Origin of the sequence: Actinomyces qiguomingii, assembly GCF_004102025.1 — a bacterium.
Lineage (GTDB): Bacteria > Actinomycetota > Actinomycetes > Actinomycetales > Actinomycetaceae > Actinomyces > Actinomyces qiguomingii.
This window is the reverse complement of record NZ_CP025228.1, coordinates 1,286,012-1,307,084: the sequence shown is the minus strand read 5'-3', so window position 1 is coordinate 1,307,084 and position 21,073 is coordinate 1,286,012. Positions and strand designations below refer to the sequence as shown.

Annotated in this window: 17 protein-coding genes and 1 pseudogene; 2 read left to right on the top strand and 16 right to left on the bottom strand. The window is 67.5% G+C overall.

Annotated features, from left to right (window positions below; translation table 11 throughout):
* Positions 1 to 6 precede the first annotated feature (6 nt).
* A complete protein-coding gene (locus tag CWT10_RS05345) occupies positions 7 to 1,494 on the bottom strand; it encodes an FAD-dependent oxidoreductase (protein ID WP_103063860.1) in 1,488 nt (495 codons plus the stop codon).
* 241 nt (positions 1,495 to 1,735) lie between these two features.
* On the opposite strand from CWT10_RS05345, the gene CWT10_RS05340 reads away from it, so the two are divergent.
* Positions 1,736 to 3,079, top strand: coding sequence for a hypothetical protein (locus CWT10_RS05340; protein ID WP_103063861.1), 1,344 nt, complete (start codon positions 1,736 to 1,738; stop codon positions 3,077 to 3,079).
* 103 nt (positions 3,080 to 3,182) lie between these two features.
* On the opposite strand, the pseudogene CWT10_RS17905 reads toward CWT10_RS05340, so the two are convergent.
* Positions 3,183 to 3,357, bottom strand: a pseudogene (locus tag CWT10_RS17905) (IS1634 family transposase); the annotation flags it as partial.
* 81 nt (positions 3,358 to 3,438) lie between these two features.
* Here CWT10_RS17905 and CWT10_RS17645 point away from each other — a divergent pair.
* On the top strand, positions 3,439 to 3,561 hold the full coding sequence (locus tag CWT10_RS17645; RefSeq protein ID WP_269843800.1) for a hypothetical protein: 123 nt from the start codon (positions 3,439 to 3,441) through the stop codon (positions 3,559 to 3,561).
* A gap of 177 nt (positions 3,562 to 3,738) precedes the next feature.
* Here the strand turns inward: CWT10_RS17645 and CWT10_RS05335 are convergent, their stop codons facing one another.
* The 14 genes from CWT10_RS05335 to CWT10_RS05270 are packed head-to-tail and all read right to left on the bottom strand — an operon-like array spanning position 3,739 to position 21,066.
* Positions 3,739 to 4,845 (bottom strand): polyprenyl synthetase family protein, encoded by a 1,107-nt coding sequence (locus CWT10_RS05335; RefSeq protein ID WP_103063862.1) that lies wholly within the window; start codon positions 4,843 to 4,845, stop codon positions 3,739 to 3,741.
* Positions 4,842 to 6,407: an NADH-quinone oxidoreductase subunit NuoN gene (nuoN, locus tag CWT10_RS05330; protein WP_103063863.1), complete on the bottom strand. Its 1,566-nt coding sequence runs from the start codon at positions 6,405 to 6,407 to the stop codon at positions 4,842 to 4,844. The genes CWT10_RS05335 and nuoN overlap by 4 nt, the downstream gene beginning before the upstream one ends.
* Positions 6,404 to 7,978 carry an NADH-quinone oxidoreductase subunit M gene (locus CWT10_RS05325; protein WP_103063864.1) on the bottom strand — a complete coding sequence of 525 codons (1,575 nt, stop codon included), beginning with the start codon at positions 7,976 to 7,978 and terminating at the stop codon, positions 6,404 to 6,406. Before CWT10_RS05325 ends, nuoN begins: the two co-directional genes overlap by 4 nt.
* Positions 7,979 to 7,989: 11 nt before the next feature.
* Positions 7,990 to 10,011: an NADH-quinone oxidoreductase subunit L gene (nuoL, locus tag CWT10_RS05320; protein WP_103063865.1), complete on the bottom strand. Its 2,022-nt coding sequence runs from the start codon at positions 10,009 to 10,011 to the stop codon at positions 7,990 to 7,992.
* Positions 10,012 to 10,025: 14 nt separating this feature from the next.
* Positions 10,026 to 10,331 (bottom strand): NADH-quinone oxidoreductase subunit NuoK, encoded by a 306-nt coding sequence (gene nuoK / locus CWT10_RS05315; RefSeq protein ID WP_103063866.1) that lies wholly within the window; start codon positions 10,329 to 10,331, stop codon positions 10,026 to 10,028.
* Positions 10,328 to 11,314, bottom strand: a complete 987-nt coding sequence (locus CWT10_RS05310; protein WP_103063867.1) for an NADH-quinone oxidoreductase subunit J — start codon at positions 11,312 to 11,314, stop codon at positions 10,328 to 10,330. Before CWT10_RS05310 ends, nuoK begins: the two co-directional genes overlap by 4 nt.
* Positions 11,311 to 12,021: an NADH-quinone oxidoreductase subunit NuoI gene (gene nuoI / locus CWT10_RS05305; protein ID WP_103063868.1), complete on the bottom strand. Its 711-nt coding sequence runs from the start codon at positions 12,019 to 12,021 to the stop codon at positions 11,311 to 11,313. The genes CWT10_RS05310 and nuoI overlap by 4 nt, the downstream gene beginning before the upstream one ends.
* The gene (gene nuoH, locus CWT10_RS05300; RefSeq protein WP_103063869.1) at positions 12,014 to 13,435 is read right to left on the bottom strand and encodes an NADH-quinone oxidoreductase subunit NuoH; all 1,422 of its coding nucleotides are present in this window, start codon (positions 13,433 to 13,435) and stop codon (positions 12,014 to 12,016) included. The genes nuoI and nuoH overlap by 8 nt, the downstream gene beginning before the upstream one ends.
* A 20-nt stretch (positions 13,436 to 13,455) precedes the next feature.
* Positions 13,456 to 16,176: an NADH-quinone oxidoreductase subunit G gene (locus CWT10_RS05295; RefSeq protein WP_103063870.1), complete on the bottom strand. Its 2,721-nt coding sequence runs from the start codon at positions 16,174 to 16,176 to the stop codon at positions 13,456 to 13,458.
* Between the two features lie 4 nt (positions 16,177 to 16,180).
* Positions 16,181 to 17,542, bottom strand: a complete 1,362-nt coding sequence (nuoF, locus tag CWT10_RS05290) for an NADH-quinone oxidoreductase subunit NuoF (RefSeq protein WP_103063871.1) — start codon at positions 17,540 to 17,542, stop codon at positions 16,181 to 16,183.
* On the bottom strand, positions 17,539 to 18,294 hold the full coding sequence (gene nuoE, locus CWT10_RS05285) for an NADH-quinone oxidoreductase subunit NuoE (protein ID WP_103063872.1): 756 nt from the start codon (positions 18,292 to 18,294) through the stop codon (positions 17,539 to 17,541). The genes nuoF and nuoE overlap by 4 nt, the downstream gene beginning before the upstream one ends.
* Positions 18,294 to 19,673, bottom strand: coding sequence for an NADH-quinone oxidoreductase subunit D (locus CWT10_RS05280; protein WP_103063873.1), 1,380 nt, complete (start codon positions 19,671 to 19,673; stop codon positions 18,294 to 18,296). The genes nuoE and CWT10_RS05280 overlap by 1 nt, the downstream gene beginning before the upstream one ends.
* The gene (locus tag CWT10_RS05275; protein ID WP_103063874.1) at positions 19,673 to 20,449 is read right to left on the bottom strand and encodes an NADH-quinone oxidoreductase subunit C; all 777 of its coding nucleotides are present in this window, start codon (positions 20,447 to 20,449) and stop codon (positions 19,673 to 19,675) included. Before CWT10_RS05275 ends, CWT10_RS05280 begins: the two co-directional genes overlap by 1 nt.
* Entirely contained in the window at positions 20,446 to 21,066 is a 621-nt protein-coding gene (locus tag CWT10_RS05270; RefSeq protein WP_103063875.1) for an NADH-quinone oxidoreductase subunit B, read from the bottom strand. The genes CWT10_RS05275 and CWT10_RS05270 overlap by 4 nt, the downstream gene beginning before the upstream one ends.
* Positions 21,067 to 21,073 lie beyond the last annotated feature (7 nt).

Here is a 21,073-nt window from a genome sequence, read left to right as displayed (position 1 = left end):
CCCCGGTCAGTCCTGCAAGCGGTGGACAACCCGTGCAGGTACTCGCACCTCCTCCGGTTCACCGATGAGGTCGGCCGGTACCTCCGTGCCGCGGGAGATGGCGGTCATGGCGTCGCGGGCGACGACTTTGACACGCTCACGCGACTTGGCGTCCCCGCCGGTGACCGTAACCTCACCGTAGGCCTCGCCCAGTTCGCGCTCGTAGGCGTCCAGCAGCTCCCAGCCCTCCCAGGTGGTGTAGGGCACCTCGCGTGAGTCGAGCAGCGCCAGCAGCGCGTCGTGACCGATCTGGGAGGCGTCGTCGGTGGTGGCGTGCAGCAGGCCGGCGTTGGCGTCGGCGACCAGGTTCGTAATCGTCTCCTGGGCGTCGGACTTGGTGGAGCCGATCAATCCCACGGGACCGCGCCGGATCCATCCGGTGGCGTAGATGCCGGTCAGCGGCGCGCCGTCGTCCCCCAGCACACGACCGCCGGCATTGGGGATCACATGCCGGTCGGCGTCGAAGGGCAGGCCCTCAATGGGACTGCCCGCGTAGCCGACGGCCCGGTAGACGGCCTGAACCGGCCACTCCCGGAACTCGCCCGTGCCCGAGACGGTGCCGTCGCCGTTCAGGCGGGTGCGTTCGGTGCGCAGGGCGCGCACATGCCCGGCGTCGTCGGTGAGGATCGCCGACGGCGCCTGAAACAGATGGATATGGATGGTGCGGGAGGCGGTCAGGTCCTCGGGCTCCTGCATGGCGTAGCCCTCCAGGGCCTTAACTACCTGCCGCTGCTGGTTGGATGCGGCCAGCGCCTGGCGGGAGCCCTCGTCGTATTCGAAGTCCTCCTCATCGACCGTGACGTCGACGTCGGGTTGCTTACCGAGCTCGCGCAACTCCAGGGGCGTGAACTTCACCTGGGCGGGGCCACGGCGGCCGAAGACGTGCACATCGGTGACCGGGGACTGCGCCAGGGCCCCGGCCACATTCGCCGGGATCTCAGTGGTCAGCAGATCCCGGGCGTGCTTGGCCAGGATGCGGGAGATGTCCAGCGCGACATTGCCGACGCCGATGACGGCGACCTCCTTGGCCTCCAGTGGCCAGGTGCGCGGGTGGTCGGGGTGGCCGTCGTACCAGGAGACGAAGTCGGCGCCACCATAGGACTCCGGGGCGTCGACACCAGGGATGTCCAGGGGCGCGTCGGTGTCCGCGCCGGTGGAGAAGATAAGGGCATCGTAGTGCTCGTGCAGCTCCGCGACGCTGATATCGCGACCAACCTCAACGTTGCCGATCAGCCGGATGTCACCGCGCTGGAGGATCTTATACAGGGCCACGATGATCTGCTTGATGCGCGGGTGATCGGGGGCAACGCCGTAGCGCACCAGACCGTAGGGGGCGGGCAGGCGCTCGAACAGGTCGATGCTCACGTCCAGGCCCGACTTCGACAGGATGTCCGAGGCGTAGATGCCGGCCGGACCTGCACCGATGACGGCTACATTGAGGGGGCGTGCGTTCACTTGTCTTCGATTCTGACGACTACGGGTTAGAGGGCGCCGGCACGCCGGGTGGCGCTGCCGTGCTAAGGCCCGCCCAAGTCTATGCGGCGGTTCCCGGGCCGCGATGTGGTGTGCATCCCGTCCCTCCGGCTCACGGCCGATGCAGACCGGAGCCTGCCCACGCATCTTCCCGGACCGCCCCGCACCAACAGCTAGACGATATAGGATCGATATATTCGATTGCACAGTGCCAAGGAAATCCATGAGACGTCGCCGCTTCCTGGCCGGCTCGCTGGCCGCCACCGCCCTACCTTTCCTTATCGCATGCGGCCCAAGGACGCCGTCCAACCGCACCATCGCCTCCACCGCCGCCCCGCCGTCTCCGACGGCGCTGCCCCGTATACCCACAGCCTTCGCCGATACCGGCGCCTTGCCCGGCACCGATTTCATGCCCGAGTCATTCACCTGGCTGCGAGGCCGTTACCTGGTTGGCTGTGGCGGCAACAGTTGGTGGTACGGCAACCCGCAGTCCGGGGAATACCGGTACTTCACCGCCGTCGGCCCCGAGGCCGAATCCATGGAGCTCGTTGTCATGAACTCGGCGGAGGACTTTTACGCCCTACAGGAGCAGCTGGGCCCCGCCAATGTCCTCACCGACGAGATCATGGTCGTCGACGCCGAGTCCCGTTACGGCTACATAGTCACCACTACCGTGCGCGCCGGGACGGTGCCGGAGTCCACATGGCAGGCCCATGTGCTCAAAGTGGACCTGGAAGCCGCGACCGTCCGCCAGTGCCTCGCGCTTGATGTCGAAGCCGATGTCGACACCGCCATCGGCAACTGGGCCATGGCGCTCAATGCCGCAGGCACGCGTCTGAGCCTCGCCTCCGGGAATCTATCCGGCGCCTGCCACATCTGGGCCGTCGATACGGCGTCCATGCAGATCACGCTGAAGGATCCACACCACTTGGGAAACGACGAGTTTCACCAGATCAGTGGCGACGCAGTAGTCACCGGCACGAGCGACTCCGGCGGGGCGGCGGAGGGCTCCTATCCGCCCTACATCGTCTACTCCTTGGAGACCGGCAACATGGTCTCCCAGGAGAACAACCTGGACACCTACTTGCTGGGCTCCTGGCTGTACTGGTTGGAGACCGCCTACGACGCCTGGCGCATCATGGACGTGACCATCGGCGAGGAGGTGACCCTGACTGATCAGCCTCCCGTAGGCGCGCCGGACGCGCGCCCGAAGGTGTGGGAGACGGGCGGTTACTCGGTCGTGCACACCGATTCGGCGCTGGACGTGCGCCCCCTCGGTTCGCCAACGGCGGCACTGTCCCTGTCCGCAGACGCCGGGGATACCATACCCGCAGCGCTCGCCGTCCATCGCGATGTGGTTTATGCAGCCTATCCCTCCGCCGCACATGAGCTGCAGCTAATCGATCTCACCACCGGCGAGCAACTGGCCACTGCCAGGCTTGGAACCGAGGAGGACGGAATCGATCGTGAGCCGCAGACGCTAGCCGTCGCCGAGGTCGGTGCCGGTTACTTCTACACGCGAGGCGGGGCCTGCACCTTCCACGCAGCCACCGATTGGCTGACCTGATCGCCTCCTCCCGGTGCACAATGTCCTACCAGCCCGGGTGTGTCATTGGTGCCGGCCTCAGTACCAGGGCGCCGGGCAGCACTGCCCATGGGCATATCGGGAGCCCTGAACTGCACCGGGTCTTCTCCCGCCCCGCCTGAACCAGGGCCATCAGCTCCGCCTCACCCGTGGGCCGAAACCAGGTGCTCCACCATCCGGCGCACACCGTGCTCCTTAGCCACGATCTGCACCGCCGTAGCGCCCGATGCTGTACGCACCTTACGAACATACGGGCTCACACCCTACCGCCCACCGGATTAGTGCCCACAACCACCAACCCATCCGCGCCACAACAACGAAAAGCCCCGATCCCGACCGTCATGTCACCAAAATGGCACGAGCCCGACGCGAAGGCGGACGGAACCGGAAGCGTCGGCGTCGAGCTGACCTCGGTCACCACCGGCGAGCTGCTGGATGAGGGCGCCGTCGCCGGACTGGGATAGCCCATGGCGGTCACGGCCTCGGGCCCGGCATGCGGCGGCAGCTTCTACCCCGCCACAAATTGGATCTGGCCACGACCGAACTCGGCAGTAACTCCGACCGAACTCGGCAGTAACCTCGACCGAACTCGGCAGTAACTCCGACCGAACTCGGCAGAGCGGGGCGAAGCGGGTGACGGGTCAGGCGGCGCGGTCTACCAACAGCTGAGCAAACTGCACCATCCCGTCGCGCACCAGCGTCACCCGCTCCCTGGCGTCGGCAAGGGCGTTCTCGCGCGCAGCCCCGGTCACGCCCGCGGCGTCCAGGCGATTCCTGGTACCCTCCATAACCGCTTCCTCCAGGCCGACCAGCGCCGCAACGGCCTGGTCCGCCCAATCCATCGCCATCTTCCGGGTGCGGGCAAGCACCGGGTGGACACGCAGTTGGTCCACGACTTCCGCCAGCACCGCATCGTCGGACAAGTCGGCGCCCGAGAGGGTAGCCAGGATCGACTGTCCGGCGGCATCTAGCTCGCCGGCGGCAAGCGCCTGCCGCAGCAGCAGCACCGGCATGGTGTCCACGGCTTCCCGCAGGTCCGTACCGGGAGTCTTGCCGGTAGTGGCGGCGTCAGAGGTCAAGTCGATGCAGTCGTCGGCGAGCTGGAAGGCCACCCCGATCTTCTCCCCGAAGGTCTCCACGATCGCCTCGGTCGCCGCCCCGGCGTGGGTGAGCATGGCTCCATAGCGGGCAGATACGGCAATCAGGGAGCCGGTCTTGTCGGCAAGCACTTGCAGGTAGTGCTCAACCGGATCCGTGCCAGCAGGCCGCGGCAGCGTCTCGTGCAGCTGCCCCATGCACAGTCGCTCGAAGGTCTTGGCATGAGCCAGTACGGCACGCGGCCCGAGGGCGGCCACCAACTGGGAGGCACGGGCCACCAGCACATCCCCGGTGAGGATCGCCGCCGAATTGCCCCACACGGTCTGTGCGCTTGGGGCACCGCGCCGCAGGGGCGCCTCGTCCATGACGTCATCATGGTAGAGCGTGGCGATATGGGTCAGTTCGACGGCGACGCCGGCGTCTCGCACCAGCTCACCGGTAGCCAACCCGGGGTCGCCCAACTGGGCGGTCAACAACGTCAACATCGGCCGCAGCCGCTTGCCGCCCGCAGCAGCCAGGTGGGAGGTAGGTGGATTGATGGTCTCGTCGGCATTGGAGACGACCTCGAGCAGCCGACTCTCAACGGCGTCAAGGGCCGGGATCATCCGGTCTTCAAACTGCGGCAGGTTGAGGGACAGCGTTCCAATCACGGCATGAGCATAGCGGCGTTGGCCAACATAGCAGCCACTGTCTGCGGCAGGACGCCGACAAGCACCGTGACTGCGGCGGCCAGGCCGATCGTCAGGGCAGTCGGCCCCATTGAGGCGACGACGGTGACCCGCTCATCCTCCGCCTCGCGGAAGAACATGAGCACGACCAGTCGCATGTAGAAGAACGCGGTCGCCACCGAACTGATTATGGCAGCGACGACCAGCCAGGTCGCTCCGCCCGCAATGCCGACGATGAACACTTCGAACTTCGCCACGAACCCGGCGGTCAGCGGGATGCCGGCAAATGACAGCATAAATAGGGTCATGGCGCCGGCCAGCCAGGGGCTGCGCCGTCCCAGGCCCGCGAAGGCATCCAGGTCGGTGGCTTCGGCGCCGGGGATCCCGTCGTGGCTGGAACGCACCAGGGTGACCACGCCGAAGGCGCCCACAGTGGCGACACCGTAGGTCAGCGCATACAGCAGCAGAGCGCTCATGCCCACGCTATTGGGTACCATGACAGCAATGAGCATGTAGCCGGCGTGGGCAATAGCCGAGTAGGCCAGCATGCGCTTGACATCGGTCTGCACCACACCGGCGACTGTGCCCACCACCATGGTCAAAATTGCTACGGCCCCAAGTAATGGAGTCATATCCCGGTAGAGCGTCACACCGATCACGTAATAGAAGCGCCCCAGTGCGAGGAAGGCTGTGGCCTTCACACCGGCCGCCATGAAACCTGTCACCGGGGTGGGCGCACCCTGGTAGACATCCGGACTCCAAGCATGGAACGGCGCGGCGGCGGTCTTGAACAGCAGACCGATGGTGACCAGAGCAACTCCTGCCAGGGACAGCCAGTCCGTGCCCTCCAATCCCCCTCTGACAACGGCATTGGCGATTTCCCTGTAGGACACCGAGGCGGACACGCCGTACAGAAGGGCGGCGCCCATGAGCAGGAAGGCGGAGGAGAAGGCACCCAGCACGAAGTACTTCATTGCCGCCTCCTGGCTGAGCAGGCGGCGGTGGCGAGCCATGGCCGCCATGATGTACAGCGGGAGGGAAACCAGTTCGAGTGCAACGAACAGGGTGATCATGTCGTTTGCCATCGGAAACAGCATCATGCCGCCCAGCGAGAACAGGGTGAGCGGGAACATCTCGGTGGCGATCCAGCCGGCGTGGATCGACTCGGCCTCCTCGGCGCTCCCAGGACGGTCGGCGGCCTGAGCGGCGAAGGCGCCGTCGTCGGCGGTCGTGCGGTCGGCCATGACCAGGATCGCCAGCAGGCCGACGGCCAGCAGGATGGTCTGGGCGGCGACGCCGAAGGGGTCCTCGACCACACCGCCGGTGAGTTCCTGCCATGTACCCTCCAGGACGACAACCTTCCAACGTCGTGCTAGTGCGACGGCGGAGCCGAGAACGGCCAGGACACTCAGCAGCGTCTGGGTGAACGGCCGGGCTGCGCGGGGCACGAGGGCTTCCGCGAGGACGCTGATGACGCCCGCACCCAGGATGATCAGTACGGGTGTGAGGCCGGCCCATTCGATGACCGGGGCGGTGAAACTCACTTGGTGTTCCCTTCTGCGATCACGACGGCGGAGTCGGTCGGGGTGACGGCGGCGGTGGCCTGGGCCGGGGTCGCATCGGCCGCATCATCCAGCGTGGAGGCGACCTGGGCGGCGAGGTCCTCGAAGGCGTCGGTCAAGGTGGCCGGCGCCAACCCGAGTGCAAGCATCGCGGCGATGACCGGAACCAGCACGAGCTTCTCCCGCCCGTCCAAGTCGGCACTGCCCATACGCTGTTGTGCCGGCGCCCCGGTGAAGACGCGCTGATAGGGCAGCAACACATAGACGGCGGCGATGACGACGCCGCACACTGCCACCACGCCCAGTGGCACGGACTGCGAGAAGGTGCCGGTGAGCACCATCCACTCCGGAACGAATCCGCTCAGACCCGGCAGGGCGATGGAGGCCAGGCCGGATACGAGAAAAGTGCCAGCGATCAACGGCATGACCCGTTGAATACCGCCGAGCTCACTGATGGCGACCGTGCCGGTACGGCGCGCGAGGAAGCCGGATACCAGGTACAGGCCAGCGATCGAGAGCCCGTGGGCAACCATGTAGACCATGGCGCCGGTGGCGGCGATCTGGTTGCCGATGAACAGGCCCAGCACCATGAACCCGAAGTGGCTGATCGAGGTGTAGGAGATCAGCCGGTACAGGTTGTCCTGGGCGATTGCGGCCAGGCCGCCGTAGATGATGCCGATTACGGCCAGCACGACGATCACCGGGGCAGCCCAGGCGGACTCGCGCGGGAACAGTGGCAGCACCAGTGCGGCCATGCCGTAGGTACCTATCTTGTCCAGCACCCCGATCAGCAGCACGGAGGTGCCCGCAGTAGCCTGCTCGGCGGTATCCGGCAACCAGGTGTGCAACGGCACCATGGGGGCCTTTATAGCGAAGGCGATGAAGAAGGAGGCGAAGATCCACCTTCCGGTGGCGGTGGATGTGGTGATTCGGCCGGCCAGATTCTCGATCAGGTAGGCGCCCTCGCCGCCGGGACCGTAGACCAGCAGCGCAACCACACCCACGAGCATGACCAGCCCACCGGCAAGTGAGTACAGCAGGAATTTCAGGGCGGCACGGCGACGGCGCGGCCCCCCGAAGCGACCGATCAGGAAGTACACCGGCACCAGCATGGCCTCGAAGCAGACGTAGAACAGGAACACATCGCGGGCCGCGAAAATCACCACTGCGAAGGCTTCCAGCACCAGCACCAGGCCACTGAACAGGGCCTGGCGGTCCGCGGGCACCTCCCCCCAGCCGGCCAGCAGTACCAGCGGCACCAGGAAGACGGTAAGAGCCAACATCGCCAGGCCCAGTCCATTGACGCCCAGCGCCCAGGACACGCCCAGCAGCGGGATCCATGCATGGGTCTCAGCCAATTGGACGGTGCCCGCCCGAGTGAGATCAAAGGCCGACAGCGCCCAAAGGCCTACGCCGAGGGTGGCCAGGGAGAAGACCAGGCCAATTACCCGGCCCTGGCGGCGCAGCGGCGGCAGGAGCCACAACAGCAGTGCCCCGGCAAGCGGGACAATCGCCATGACCGACAGTATGGGGAAGGTTGCATTCATGGGCATGTCATGTCCTCTCAGAACCTACTGGCCAGGACGGCGATGAGTGCCAGCACCGTTCCGCCCAGCGTGTATCCCACATAGGTGCGGACGTGGCCGGACTCGGTGCGGGCGACCAGGCGGCCGACGGTCGCGGTTCCCTTGGCCAGTCCCTCGACGGCACCGTCCACCGCGTAACGGTCCGAGGCTCCGGCGGCCAGTACCAGTCCCTGGCCGGGCCGCATGGCGATCGCCTCGTTGATGGTGTCCTGGTACATATCGTGGCGGGCCGCCTCCACCACGACATTGGCGCGCTGCACCACTGTGGGCACCTCCCGGCGCACGTACATGACCCAGGCAGCCACGACGCCGATAATCACCAGGGCCAGCGTGGCGCCCATGATAACGGTTGCCGGCAGCACCGGCTCACCGTGGGCGGCGTGCCCGGTGACCGGCTCGAGCCAGGTCACGAAGGCGTCGCCCACACTCAGTGCTCCGCCCAGACCAAGGGAGAAGACCGACAGGATGATCAGCGGAAGGGTCATCAGCCAGCCGGACTCGTGGGGGTGAACTTCACCCTCAATGTCCTTGGCGGTGGTCCACCGGGGGCTGCCGTGGAAGATCATGAAGAACAGCCGCGACATGTAGAAGGCGGTGAGTCCGGCCCCCAGCAGGGCGATGGTGCCCAGGATCCAGGGGCGGGCGCCCTCGCCGACGAAGGCGGCCTCGATGATCTTGTCCTTGGACCAGAATCCAGACAAGGGCGGGATGCCGAGGATGGCGAGCCAGCCGATGCCCATGGTGATCCACGTGATGGTCATGGCGCGCCGCAGGCCGCCGAAGCGGCGCATGTTGACCTGGTCGCCCATGGCGTGCATGACGCTGCCGGCCCCCAGGAACAGCTGGGCCTTGAAGAAGCCGTGGGTGAGCAGGTGGAAGATAGCGAAGGCGTAGCCGATTGGGCCGAGGCCGGCACCGAGCATCATGTAGCCGATCTGGCTCATGGTGGAGGCGGCCAGGACCTTCTTCATATCGTCCTTGGCGCAGCCGATCACGGCGCCCAGCACCAGGGTGATGGCGCCGACGACGGCGACGGCCAGCTGGGCATCGGGGGCGCCTTCGAAGACGGCGCCTGAGCGGACGATCAGGTAAACCCCGGCGGTGACCATGGTGGCCGCGTGAATGAGCGCCGACACGGGCGTGGGGCCAGCCATGGCGTCGCCTAGCCAGGCCTGCAACGGGAACTGCGCGGACTTTCCACAGGCGGCCAGCAACAGGAACAAACCGATGGCGGTGAGCCAGCCGGTGGGTATGTCCCCCGCCTGGGCAGCAGGCAGCACCGCGTCGTAGGTTACGGAGCCGACCTGGGCGATGCAGGCCATCATGGCCAGCAACAGGCCGACGTCGCCGATGCGGTTCATGATGAAGGCCTTCTTGGCGGCGGCGGCGTTCTCCCGGCTGGTGAAGCGCTCCGCTTGGGGGGCGTCGGCATCCGCGGTGTTCCAGAAGCCGATGAGCAGGTAGGAGGCCAGGCCCACGCCCTCCCAACCGATGAACAGGGCGATATATGAGTCGCCCAGCACCAGGGTGAGCATGGCGGCGACAAACAGGTTCAGGTAGGCGAAGAAGCGGCGCCGGTCCCGGTCATGGGCCATGTAGGCAACCGAGTAGACGTGGATGAGGAAGCCGACACAGGTCACCAGCACCACGAATGTCAGTGACAGCGGGTCCAGGCGCAGACCCAGGTGCACGTCCAGGTCTCCGGACCCGAACCAGCGCCACAGGTGTACACCAACAACCCGGTCGGCCGCATCGGCGCCAAGCATCTGGACGAGGATGACCAGGCCCAGGCAGGCGCTGAACAGGGATGCGGCCACGCCCAGCCAGTGCCCCCAGGCGTCGACGGCGCGTCCGGCCAGCAGCAGGATGCCGGCCGAGGCCGCCGGAACGGCGATGAGCAGCCAGGCCAGTGCCGCGGCACCGTTTGCCGGAACGGCGGCCCCTGTAACCGATTGGGTCGCGAGCAGTCCGGAGGAGAGCGCGAGAGGGGATGCGATCATGGTCTCGGCTCCTTCTAGTTCTTGAGCAGGTTCAAGTCGTCGACGGACGTGGACCTACGCGTGCGGAAGATGGACACGATGATGCTCAGTCCGACGACGACCTCGGCGGCAGCCACCACCATGACGAAGAAGGCGAACACCTGCCCGGTCAGGTTCCCATGCATCCGGGAGAAGGTGACCAGGACCAGGTTGACGGCGTTAAGCATCAGCTCCACGCCCATAAGCTGAATGATGGCGTTGCGCCGCAGCAAAACGGTGAGAGCGCCGAGGGCGAAAAGCACAGCGGCAAGCAGGATGTAGGCGGTTATGGGGACGCTCACTTGCGCTCCTCCTTCTGGGCCGGCTCGGCCGTCTCTTCCCGAGTTCCGTCCGTATCCGCACGGTCGGCCGTCTCGGCGGCGGGCGCCAGGGGCTGGGTGACAACCGGGGCGGGCGCGCCGGGCATGGACGGCATGCCGGAACGGCCCACAGTGGCGTCCGCGCGACTGGTGATTCGTCCGGCACGCTGGGCGGCGTCCATCTCCGGGGAGACGTCGGACAGCTCCAGGTCTTGGCCGCGCACGCGCAGCACCCGTGGAACGGAGTCCTCCAGGGCCTGGCCGGAGGCGGCCAGAGCCGGTGCGGCGGCCGTATTGGTGGCGGCGTAGACGCCGGGCATGGGCTTCTGCCCGGGATGGACGCCCGCTTCGGCATAAGCACGCATCTTGGCCTCAACCCGATCGCGCTGGGTCAGGCGCGGGCGCACCCGCTGGCGGTGGGTCAGGGTCAGGGCTCCGACGGCGGCGATGATGAGCAGAACGCCGGCCAGTTCCATTGTGACCACATGGTTGCCGAACAGCACCCAGGCGAGCCACTGGGCGGTAGCGATGTTGCCATCCGCCAGGCCGTTGGCGGCGGGAAAGACGGTGTGCCGGACCACGGCGGCGAGCACCGCAACCAGTCCCACGCCGGCCAGGGCCGCCAGTGCCTTGGTGGCGGCGGAGTTAGCGGCTATCGGTTCGTCCCCGCCCACTCCGACCATCATGATGACGAACAGCACCAGGGTCATCACGGCACCGGTGTAGACGACGACCTGGGTAATGCCCAGGAATGGCGCCTCATTGGCGATGTACAGCACGGCCAAGCCGATCATGACCATGATCATGTTCACGGCCGCGACCACTGCCCGCTTGGCGGTCAGCAGCCCGATACCGCAGGCCACGGTGAGGACAGCGACCACGCCGAACAGGATGGCCTCGCCGCCCGAGATGGTCCCAGATGGGGTGAGTGTGGCCGGCAGGGTGAATACGGCAGTGGGCGTCATGAGTGCACCGCCTCCTTCCGGGCCGCGCCCTGCGGCGCCGGCACCGGCCGGGCGGTGGCGATGGTTGGGTCTTCGGGTCGCTGCCGACGCACCCAATCAACCTGCGCCTGAGTGGGGCCGGTGACGGCGCCCCGGTAGTAGTCGCCGTCCTCGGTGCCCTCCACCATGGGGTGGGGGGCGTCCAGGGCGCCGTCGGGGACCGGGGCCAGCAGGTCCTGCTTGTCATAGATCAGGCCGGACCGGGTAGGGCCAACCAATTCGTCGATCTCGTGAGTCATGGTCAGGGCCCGCGTCGGGCATGCCTCAATGCACATGCCGCAGAAGATGCAGCGCAAATAGTTGATCTGGTAGACGCGCCCATAGCGCTCACCGGGCGAATACTGCGCCTCGGGAGTATTGGACGCCGCCTCCACGTAGATGGCGTCGGCGGGGCAGGCCCAGGCGCACAGCTCACAACCGACGCACTTCTCCAGGCCGTCGTCGTAGCGGTTGAGCTGGTGACGGCCGTGGTATCGGGGCATCAGCTCCGGCTTCTCGAAGGGATACAGCTCGGTGACCGTGGGGCGGAAGATTGACGAGAGCGTCACCCCGTAACCGGCCACGGGAGCAAATACGCGCCCGAGTACACCGGGTTCGTCCCGTAACCACCGGTCGGGGTCGGATCCCTCCCGCCCCTGCGGACGGGGGGCCTGCGTGGAGTCAGTCATCGGTTTCCTCCTGAACGGTGACCTCGGAGTCGGTGGTGGCCGTTGCCGTCTGGGTAGCGCCCGCGGTCACGGAGACGTCGCTGGCCGCGTCGAGCACCGGGGCGGCGTTCCGGGTGGCGCGGCGGGCGCGCGGCGAGGGCGGAAGCTGCTGGCCGGGCAGTGGCGGCACCGGGAAGCCGCCGGCGAAGGCGTCCGCCTCCTCGCCCGGGGCGGTGATCTCCCCCTCGCCAGCGTGGGCGCGCACGCTCGTCTCTTCCTCGTCCTCCCCCTCCGGCAGGACCAGCAGGATGACCATGGCCACCAGGAAGATCGCGGCGAGCACAAGCATCAGCCCCTGGGTGGAGCCGCCGGAGAAGGCACGGTAGCCCTGCACAATAGCCACCAGCACGAACCAGGCCAGGGAGACGGGGATCAGGAACTTCCAGCCGAGCTTCATGAAGTGGTCGTAGCGGATGCGCACCAGCGTGCCGCGGGTCCAGATCATGAAGAGCATGACGCACCAGATCTTGATGATGAACCACAGCATTGGCCACCAGCCGGAGTTCGCGCCCGCCCATAAAGCGGTAGGAATGAAGGAGCGCCAGCCGCCGAGGAACAGGGTGGTGCACACGGCGGAAACGTTGAACATGTTCAGGTACTCCCCCAGGTAGTACCAGGCGAACTTCATAGACGAGTACTCCACCATGTGCCCGGCCACCAACTCGCCCTCGGACTCGGGAAGGTCGAAGGGCAGACGGTTCACTTCGCCGACCATGGAGACCACGTAGATTAGGAGGCTGGGGATCATGGCCACCCCCCACCACAGTCGCTCCTGGGCGGCGACGATCCCGGAGGTGGACATGGTCCCGGAGGCCAGGAAGACCGTCAGGATCGACAGGCTCATGCTCAGCTCGTAGGAGATGACCTGCGCAGCGGAACGGACCGCGCCCAGCAGCGGGTAGGTGGAGTGGGTGGACCAGCCGCCCAGGATGATGCCGTACACGCCGAAACCGGTGACGGCCAGCACGTACAGGACGGCCACCGGGAAGTCGGTCAGTTGCAGCGGTGTGGAGTGGCCGAACATGCTCACCTGCGGCCCGAAGGGAATGACCGCGTAGATCATGAAGGCTGTGAAGGCGGCGATGACCGGACCCAGGACGTAAATGATCCTCTCGGCGCCCTTGAGCCAGAAGTCCTCCTTCATGATCAGCTTGGCGGCATCCGCCACTAGCTGCGGCAGACCGAGCGGACCGTTGACATTGGGACCCGGGCGGGTCTGCATACGCCCCAGTACGCGCCGCTCCGCCCAGATGCCGACGATCACGCTGACAATGAGGAAGACGACGATGAAGACGGCCTTGATGAGAGTGAGCCACCAGGTCTCGTCGGAGAAGTCGGCCACCACTCCCCCTTGGGCCGCCAGGACGGTGGGCATGCCGGAAGAACTTAGCGGATTCACTGGGTCACCTCCGGGCTGTCCGCAGTGGTGAGTGATAGGGATATGCGAGCACCGTGGCCGAGGCCGAGACTCTGCCGGACGGTGGAGCCTGGCGAGCACTCCGGCAGCCAGACGGTTCCGTCGGCGACGGAGCCGACAACCGCCGGCAGGGTGATCGTACCGGCCGGGCCGGTCACATCGACGCTCTCACCGCCGATCAAATTCAGCCGGGCGGCCAGATCCGCGCCCACGCGGGCTACGGGCCGTAGGGCGGTGGCGGCCAGGAAGGGCTCGCCGTCCTGAAGCCTTCCGGCGTCCAGCATGGGCTTATGCGTGGCCAGGACGGCGTCCAGGCCGCTGACGGTCGAGCGGCCGGGGGTGGAGTCGCTCGAGGGCGCAGGCTCTGCAGTCGACTCCGGGGCGGCGGTGAAGGTTACGGGCGGCCGGGCGCCGGCCCACAGTCCCAGGGCGCTTATCTGCGCGTGGACGTCCTCCAGGGTGTCCACGCCCAGGTCGCCGCTCATTTCGGTGGCCAGGGCGGCCAGAACCTGCCGGTCGGTGCGGGCGCGGGAGACATGGGCCTGACCGAAGGGGCGCACCCGCCCCTCCCAGTTGACGTAGGTGCCGTTCTTCTCTACCGGCGGGGCCACCGGCAGGACGACGTCTGCGTGCTCACTGACCTCGCTGCGGCGCACCTCGAGCTGCACGGTGAAGCCGGAGGCCGCCAGGGCGGTGCGGGCCAGCCCCGGGTCGGGGAAGTCGCGCAGGTCGACGCCGCCGATAACCAGCCCGCCGAGCTCACCGTCGGCCAGGGCGTGCAGGATAGCGGTGGTATCCCGACCGGACTGCGCGGGCAGCGGGTCGGGGGCGCTGATACCGCCCGTCGGGGCCCACAGCTGCTGCACCTGCGCGCGGGCTGCGGCATCGACGACGGGACGGCCGCCGGGCAGCAGATGCGGCAGCAGGCCCGCCTCAACGCCGCCGCGCTCACCGGCGCGGCGCGGCACCCAGGCCAGGCGGGCGCCGGTGGCGTTGGCAAGCGTGTCCACCACGGACAGCAGCCCGGGGACGGCGGCGGCCCGCTCCCCCACCAGGATGGTGGCGCTGTCCTGCCCCAGGGCCCGAGTCAACTCGGGGTGGGTCTGGGACAACAGGGCGACGGTGCGGGCCTCGGTGCCGGGGGCGGTCAGGATCACGTCGGCGTCCAGCTTGCGTGAGCCGGCCGAGGCCAGGTTGGCCACGGTGGCGACCTTGACGCCACCAGCGCGCACGCCCTTGCGTAGCCGCAGGAACAGCGAGCCGCACTCGTCCTCCGGTTCCAGGGCGATCAGCAGCACCTGGCCTGCGGTTTCCAGGGAGCGGTAGGTGACCGCGCCCAGTCCGGTGCCGGCCACATGGGCAGCCAGGAAGGAATCCTCCTCGGCGCTGTGGTCGCGCACGCGCTGGTCGATGTCGTTGGTTCCCAGGACGGTGCGAGCGAAGCGGGACCAGGCCCAACCGTCCTCCAGGGTCAGGCGGGCGCCGGGCAGGAGCCCCACCCCGCCGTCGGCGCGAGCGGCGGTCAGTCCGCGGGCGGCCACGTCCAGGGCGTCTGACCAGGAGGTTCGCACCAGCTCGCCGCTGTTCTCGTCGCGCACCAGCGGGACGTCCAGGCGGTCGTCGAGGCTGGACCAGGGGAAGGCGAAGCGATCCTTGTCGGTGATCCACTCCTCGTTTACCTCCGGGTCGTTGCCGGCCAGGCGCCGCAGCACCACGCCGCGGCGCATGTCCACGCGCAGGGCGGAGCCGGAGGCATCATGCTCGGTGACCGTGTCGGTGGACACCAAGTCCATGGGGCGGGCCCGGAAGCGGTAGCGCGCGCTGGTCAGGGCGCCCACGGGGCAGATCTGGATGATGTTGCCGGAGAAGTAGGAGGCGAAGGGCCGTCCGGAGGCATCCAGCTCCTCGGCGCCGCCGAGTGTTCCGGGCCCGTAGACAGTGCCGTCCACCACGCCGGGCTGCCCGCCGGGGCCGGCCAGGTCCGCCTCGGGCAGCAGGTGCTCTCCGCCGCGCACGGTCTGGGTGGGCGCGGTGGCCTCGGGGTTGTGGAAGTCAAGCACGCCGGTGTCGAAGCGGCCGATCTGCTCGGAGTACAGGCCACCGGTGATCTCTCCGCCGGCGTGGCCGGCGCCGCGTCCCTGCAGGGTGATGAAGCGGTCGCCGGCGATCTGGTCGGCGAAGCGTACGCAACGTTGGCACAGGATGCAGCGGTCGCGGTCGAGCAGGATGTTGCTGGTCAGGCGCAGCGGCTTGGGGAAGGTGCGTTTGACATCGGTGAAACGGGTGGCGGACTGCGCACCGGAGGCCATGAGCTCCAGGGCCTGGTTCTGCAAAGGGCATTCACCGCCCTTGTCGCACACCGGGCAGTCCAGGGGGTGGTTTATCAGGAGGAACTCCATGGTGCCGGCCTGGGCCTTGGCCGCCACCGGGCTGGTGGCCTGGGTGGAGACCTCCATACCCTCCGAGGCGGTCATGGCGCAGGCTGGCTGCGGCTTGGGCATGGGGCGGACAACGCCGTCGCGCCCCGGCATGGCAACTTCCACCAGGCACTGACGGCAGTTGGCGGAGGGCGCTAGCAGGGGGTGGTCGCAGAAGCGCGGGATGCGCACACCCACCTGCTCCGCGGCGCGGATCAGCAGAGTGCCGTTGTCCACCTCGACGTTCATGCCGTCGATCGTGATGTTGACAGTGTCAGTCATGTGGTCACCGTCCGCTCTCGGCCTGGCTGTTGACAATGGAGGAGGCCGCGGGAGGAAACAGCTCGGCCGCGGGCGTGGTGTAACCGGCCTCGAACTCGCTGCGGAACCGCTTGATGCCGGACTGGATCGGGGTGGCGGCCGCATCCCCGAGGGCGCAGAAGGAGCGCCCATAGATGTTGGCGGCGATGTCCTCCAGCTTCTCCACGTCACCGGGTTCGCCCCGCCCGGCCTCCAGGCGGGTCATGATCTGCCGCATCCAGTAGGTACCCTCCCGGCAGGGGGTGCATTTACCGCAGGACTCGTGCTGGTAGAACTCGGTCCACCGGGACACCACGCGCACCACGGAGACGGTGTCGTCGAAGACCTGCAAGGCGCGGGTGCCCAGCAGGGAGCCGGCGCCCACCACGGACTCGTAGTCGAGCGGGATGTCCAACTCCTCAGGGCCAAAGATCGGGGTGGAAGAGCCGCCCGGCACCCAGAACTTCAGCTGGTGACCCCTTCGGATTCCGCCGGCCAGCTCGATCAGCTCACGCATGGTGATGCCGAAGGGCGCCTCGAACTGGCCGGGGTTGGTCACATGCCCGGTCACGGAGAACAGGCCGTGCCCCTTGGAACGCTCGGTTCCCATGGAGGAGTACCAGGCAGCGCCGTGGGCCAGCACCCCGGGCACGGAGGCGATCGTCTCCACGTTGTTGATGACGGTGGGGCGGGCGTAAAGACCCTGCACGGCCGGGAAGGGCGGGCGCAGGCGGGGATGACCGCGGCGTCCCTCCAGGGAGTCCAGCAGTGCGGTCTCCTCCCCGCAGATATAGGCGCCGGCACCGGCGTGAGCAATGATCGTCAGCGGCTGCTTGCCGTCCAGGCCGAAGCCGTCGGCAAGCAGACCGGCGTCGGCCGCCTCGTGGATGGCGTGCAGCAGGCGCCGATAGGCGTGGGCAACCTCGCCGCGCACATACACGAAGGCGCGGTCGGCACCGATTGCGCGGGAGGTGATGGCCACGCCCTCCACCAGGGCATGCGGATTGGCGATCAGGGTCGGCATGTCCTTGCAAGTTCCGGGCTCGGACTCATCGGCATTGACCACCAGGTAGCGGGGCAGTCCGTCCGGGGCAGGCAGGAAGGACCACTTCAGCCCGGTGGGGAAACCGGCGCCGCCACGGCCGCGCAGATTGGAATCCTTGACAAGGTTGACCAGCTCCTCCGGACTCATCGTCTTGGCACGCGCCAGACCCCGGTAACCACCGGCGTCGCGGTAGGCCTCCAGCGTCCAGGAGCGCTGCTTGTCCCATATGTCAGTAACGACCGGGGTGAGTGTTCCCGGCGCGGTGAAGCTCGGCTCTACAGAGCCGGGAGTCTGCTCGCTCACTTGTCCTCCTCCTGGGCGGGTGCGTCGTCGGGAGCCGATTGCTCGGCGGGAGCGGTCCAGTCGTGCTCACGGGCCAACCGCAGTCCGCGCAGGCTGGACTCGCCGGCAGCCACGCCTTCATCGGCACGACCGTCCTCGAATCCGGCCAGCAGCCGCTCATTCTCGCGGAAGGTGGGCACGGTCTCTGGACCGCGGGTGGGGGCGACGTCCTCGCCCCGTTCCAGGCGCTCGATCAAGTCGACGGCGGAGGCGGGAGTCTGGTTGTCGAAGAACTCCCAGTTGATCATCACCACGGGTGCGTAGTCACAGGCGGCGTTGCACTCCACACGCTCAAGGCTGATGCGTCCGTCCGCGCTGGTCTCGTCACTGCCGAGCCCGGTGTGCTCGCTCACGGCCTGCCAGACCTCATCCCCGCCCATGACGGCGCACAGGGCGTTGGTGCACACGCCCACGTGGTACTCGCCCGCAGGGTGGCGGCGGAATTGGCTGTAGAAGGTCGCCACGGCGGAGACCTCGGAGCGGGTCAGTCCCAGTTTCTGTGCCACCAGCGCCAGGCCCGCAGGCGAGACGTAGCCGTCCACACTCTGAATCAGGTGCAGCATCGGGATGATGGCACTGCGCTCATACCCGGCCGGGTAGCGGCCCATGATCTCCGCGATATCGGTATCCAGCCGGGCGGCCACCTCGGGGGTGTAACCGAGGGAGGTTCCGGCGGCTGCCGGAGCGGGGATGTTCTCGGAAGTGGTGCTCATTAGCGGTCCACGCCTCCCAGGACGGGGTCGATCGAGGACAGTGAGGCGACGACGTCGGCGATCATGCCGCCCTCGCACATCATGGCCAGCGATTGCAGGTTGGAGTAGGACGGGTCGCGGAAGTGGACCCGGTAGGGGCGGGTGCCGCCGTCGGACACGGCCTGGATGCCCAGGACGCCTTTGGCGTGCTCCACGGTCTGGTACACCTGCCCGGGCGGCACCCGGAACCCCTGGGTGACGAGTTTGAAGTGGTGGATCAGGGACTCCATGGAGCTGCCCATGATCTCTTTGACGTGCTCCAGGGACTGCCCCTGCCCGTCGGTGGCGATGGCCATACGGGCCGGCCAGGCGATGGTCGGATCGCAGACCATAGTGGCGTTGGAGGGGTCGTCGCCGCGGGCGGCGATCTCATCGAGCCGGTCCAGCGCCTGCGAGACGATCTTGAGTGACTGATAGCACTCGTCGAAACGGACCCGCAGCCGGTTGTAGCAGTCGGAGTTGTCATAGACGGGGACCTCGAAGTCGTAGGTCTCGTACCCGCAGTAGGGGCGCAGCTTGCGCATGTCCAGCGGGTAGCCGGCGGCCCGCACACATGGCCCGGTCAGCCCCATCGCCATGGCGGCCGCCAGGCTCATCTCACCGATTCCCACGAAGCGGGACTTCAGGATCGGATTGGCCATGAGCAGGGACTCCAACTCGCCGACGTCGTTCTTGATGTTCGGCATGACCGAACGGACGAAGTCGGTGAAGCCCTCCGGCAGGTCCTGGGCCAGGCCGCCGGGACGCACATAGGCGTGGTTCATGCGCAGCCCCGAGGCCATCTCGAAGGCGCGCAGAATGTTCTCCCGGCAGCGGAAGGAGATAGTCATCAGCGTGGTGCCGCCCATCTCGTTGCCGGCCGAGCCGATGGCCACCACGTGGCTGGCGATGCGGTTGAGCTCCATGAGCACCACGCGGGCCACGGTCGCCTTCTCGGGCACATCATCGGTTATGCCCAGCAGCTTCTCCACCGCCAGTGCGTAGCCGACCTCCTGGAAGAAGGGGGCCACGTAGTCCATGCGGGTCACGAAGGTCGCACCCTGCACCCACGTGCGGTACTCCATGTTCTTCTCAATACCGGTGTGCAGGAAGCCGGTGCCGGCGCGAAGCTCGGTGACGGTCTCCCCGTCCGTCTCCAGCAGCAGGCGCAACACGCCGTGGGTGGAGGGGTGAATCGGCCCCATATTGACCACTACGCGGTCACGCTGGAGTCGGTCGGTCTCGTCGCGGGCGGCGATCTGGGCGGCGATCTCATCCCAGTCGCCGCCGTTGGCGGTGAACTGGGGGGCGTCGTCGGCGAGTTCGTCGGTGGCGGGACCGGTGGCGTGCATGTTGCTCATCAGCGGTACGACCTCCGGGTGTCTGCGGTGGCGGTTGAGGCGCCCTTGTACTCGACGGGGATGCCGCCAAGCGGGTAGTCCTTACGCTGCGGGTGCCCGACCCAGTCGTCAGGCATGGCCGAGCGCGTCAAATTCGGGTGTCCGTCGAAGACGATGCCCATCAGGTCCCAGGCCTCACGCTCGTGCCAGTCATTGCCGGGGTAGACCGGCACGAGTGAGGGCACATGCGGGTCATCCTGCGGGAGGGCAACCTCCAGGCGCAGGGCGCGAGCGCCATGCGTCAGGGAGATCAGCTCATAGCAGGCGTGCAACTCGCGCCCGGAGTCGCCCGGGTAGTGCACGCCGGTCACGCCCAGGCACAGCTCGAAGCGCAGATCCTGGTCATCACGCAGTGGGCGGGCTACGTCCAGCAGGTGCTCGCGGGTGACGAACAGGGTCAGCTCGTCGTGCTCGACGACTACTTTCTCAATGGCTGTGGCGGGCTCCACCCCGGCCTGGGCGAGGTCCTCGATCAGGGCGTCGACGACGTCGTCGAACCACTTCCCGTACGGCCGGACGGCGGCGGGTGCCAGGGAGACGACGCCGACGGTGCCCCCGTAGCCGGTGGTGTCACCAGCATCGGAGGCGCCGAACTGGCCGGTGTGGGTGCCGATCACCTCCAGGCGCAGTTCCTCGCGCACCGGCCTGCCGGCCACCTCGGGGACCGCCTCGGCCGTGGGCGGGGCGACGGCGTCGGGGGCGGCGTTGTTCTCAGCGTTCGCAGCGTTGGTGGTCATGCGAGCAGCCCCTTCATCTCGGCGGTGGGCACGGCCTTGAGGGCGGCGGCCTCGACAGCGCGGGCAATCTCCTCGCGGTGGGCGAAGATCGGCTTGCGCTCAATCTGTCGGGTCAGTTCGAGCATGGCGTTCAACAGCATCTCCGGTCGCGGCGGACAGCCGGGCAGGTAGATGTCCACCGGCACGATGTGGTCCGCGCCCTGGACAACGGCGTAGTTGTTGAACATGCCGCCGGAGGAGGCGCAGGCACCCATGGAGATGACCCATTTGGGTTCGGGCATGGAGTCATAGACGTTGCGCACCACCGGCGCCATCTTGTGGGAGACACGACCGGAGACGATCATGACATCGGCGTGGCGCGGCGAGGCACGGAACACCTCCCAGCCGAAGCGGGCCATGTCGAAGCGGGGCGTGCCGGTGGCCATCATCTCGATGGCGCAGCAGGCCAGGCCCATGGTCACCGGCCACAGCGAACGCGCCTGAGCCAGGTCGGCCAGCTTCTCCACGGTGGTGAGCATGAAGCCCGGCCCCTCGACGCTCTCCAGCGCCTGCGCACGCAGGTCATCCCGCTTGGAGGGGATGTGGCGCATCTTCTCTTTGTACTCGCGCATATTCATCAGTCGC

What these genes read in the sequence shown, in the direction of transcription:
- nuoE (WP_103063872.1), bottom strand. Translation starts at nt 18,294, where the DNA reads ATGAGCACCACTTCCGAGAACATCCCCGCTCCGGCAGCCGCCGGAACC.
- nuoI (WP_103063868.1), bottom strand. Translation starts at nt 12,021, where the DNA reads ATGACTGACTCCACGCAGGCCCCCCGTCCGCAGGGGCGGGAGGGATCC.
- nuoH (WP_103063869.1), bottom strand. Translation starts at nt 13,435, where the DNA reads ATGCCCACCGTCCTGGCGGCCCAAGGGGGAGTGGTGGCCGACTTCTCC.
- CWT10_RS05275 (WP_103063874.1), bottom strand. Translation starts at nt 20,449, where the DNA reads ATGACCACCAACGCTGCGAACGCTGAGAACAACGCCGCCCCCGACGCC.
- CWT10_RS05340 (WP_103063861.1), top strand. Translation starts at nt 1,736, where the DNA reads ATGAGACGTCGCCGCTTCCTGGCCGGCTCGCTGGCCGCCACCGCCCTA.
- CWT10_RS17645 (WP_269843800.1), top strand. Translation starts at nt 3,439, where the DNA reads ATGTCACCAAAATGGCACGAGCCCGACGCGAAGGCGGACGGAACCGGA.
- nuoL (WP_103063865.1), bottom strand. Translation starts at nt 10,011, where the DNA reads ATGATCGCATCCCCTCTCGCGCTCTCCTCCGGACTGCTCGCGACCCAA.
- CWT10_RS05270 (WP_103063875.1), bottom strand. Translation starts at nt 21,066, where the DNA reads ATGAATATGCGCGAGTACAAAGAGAAGATGCGCCACATCCCCTCCAAG.
- CWT10_RS05325 (WP_103063864.1), bottom strand. Translation starts at nt 7,978, where the DNA reads ATGCCCATGAATGCAACCTTCCCCATACTGTCGGTCATGGCGATTGTC.
- CWT10_RS05280 (WP_103063873.1), bottom strand. Translation starts at nt 19,673, where the DNA reads ATGAGCAACATGCACGCCACCGGTCCCGCCACCGACGAACTCGCCGAC.
- CWT10_RS05310 (WP_103063867.1), bottom strand. Translation starts at nt 11,314, where the DNA reads ATGACGCCCACTGCCGTATTCACCCTGCCGGCCACACTCACCCCATCT.
- CWT10_RS05295 (WP_103063870.1), bottom strand. Translation starts at nt 16,176, where the DNA reads ATGACTGACACTGTCAACATCACGATCGACGGCATGAACGTCGAGGTG.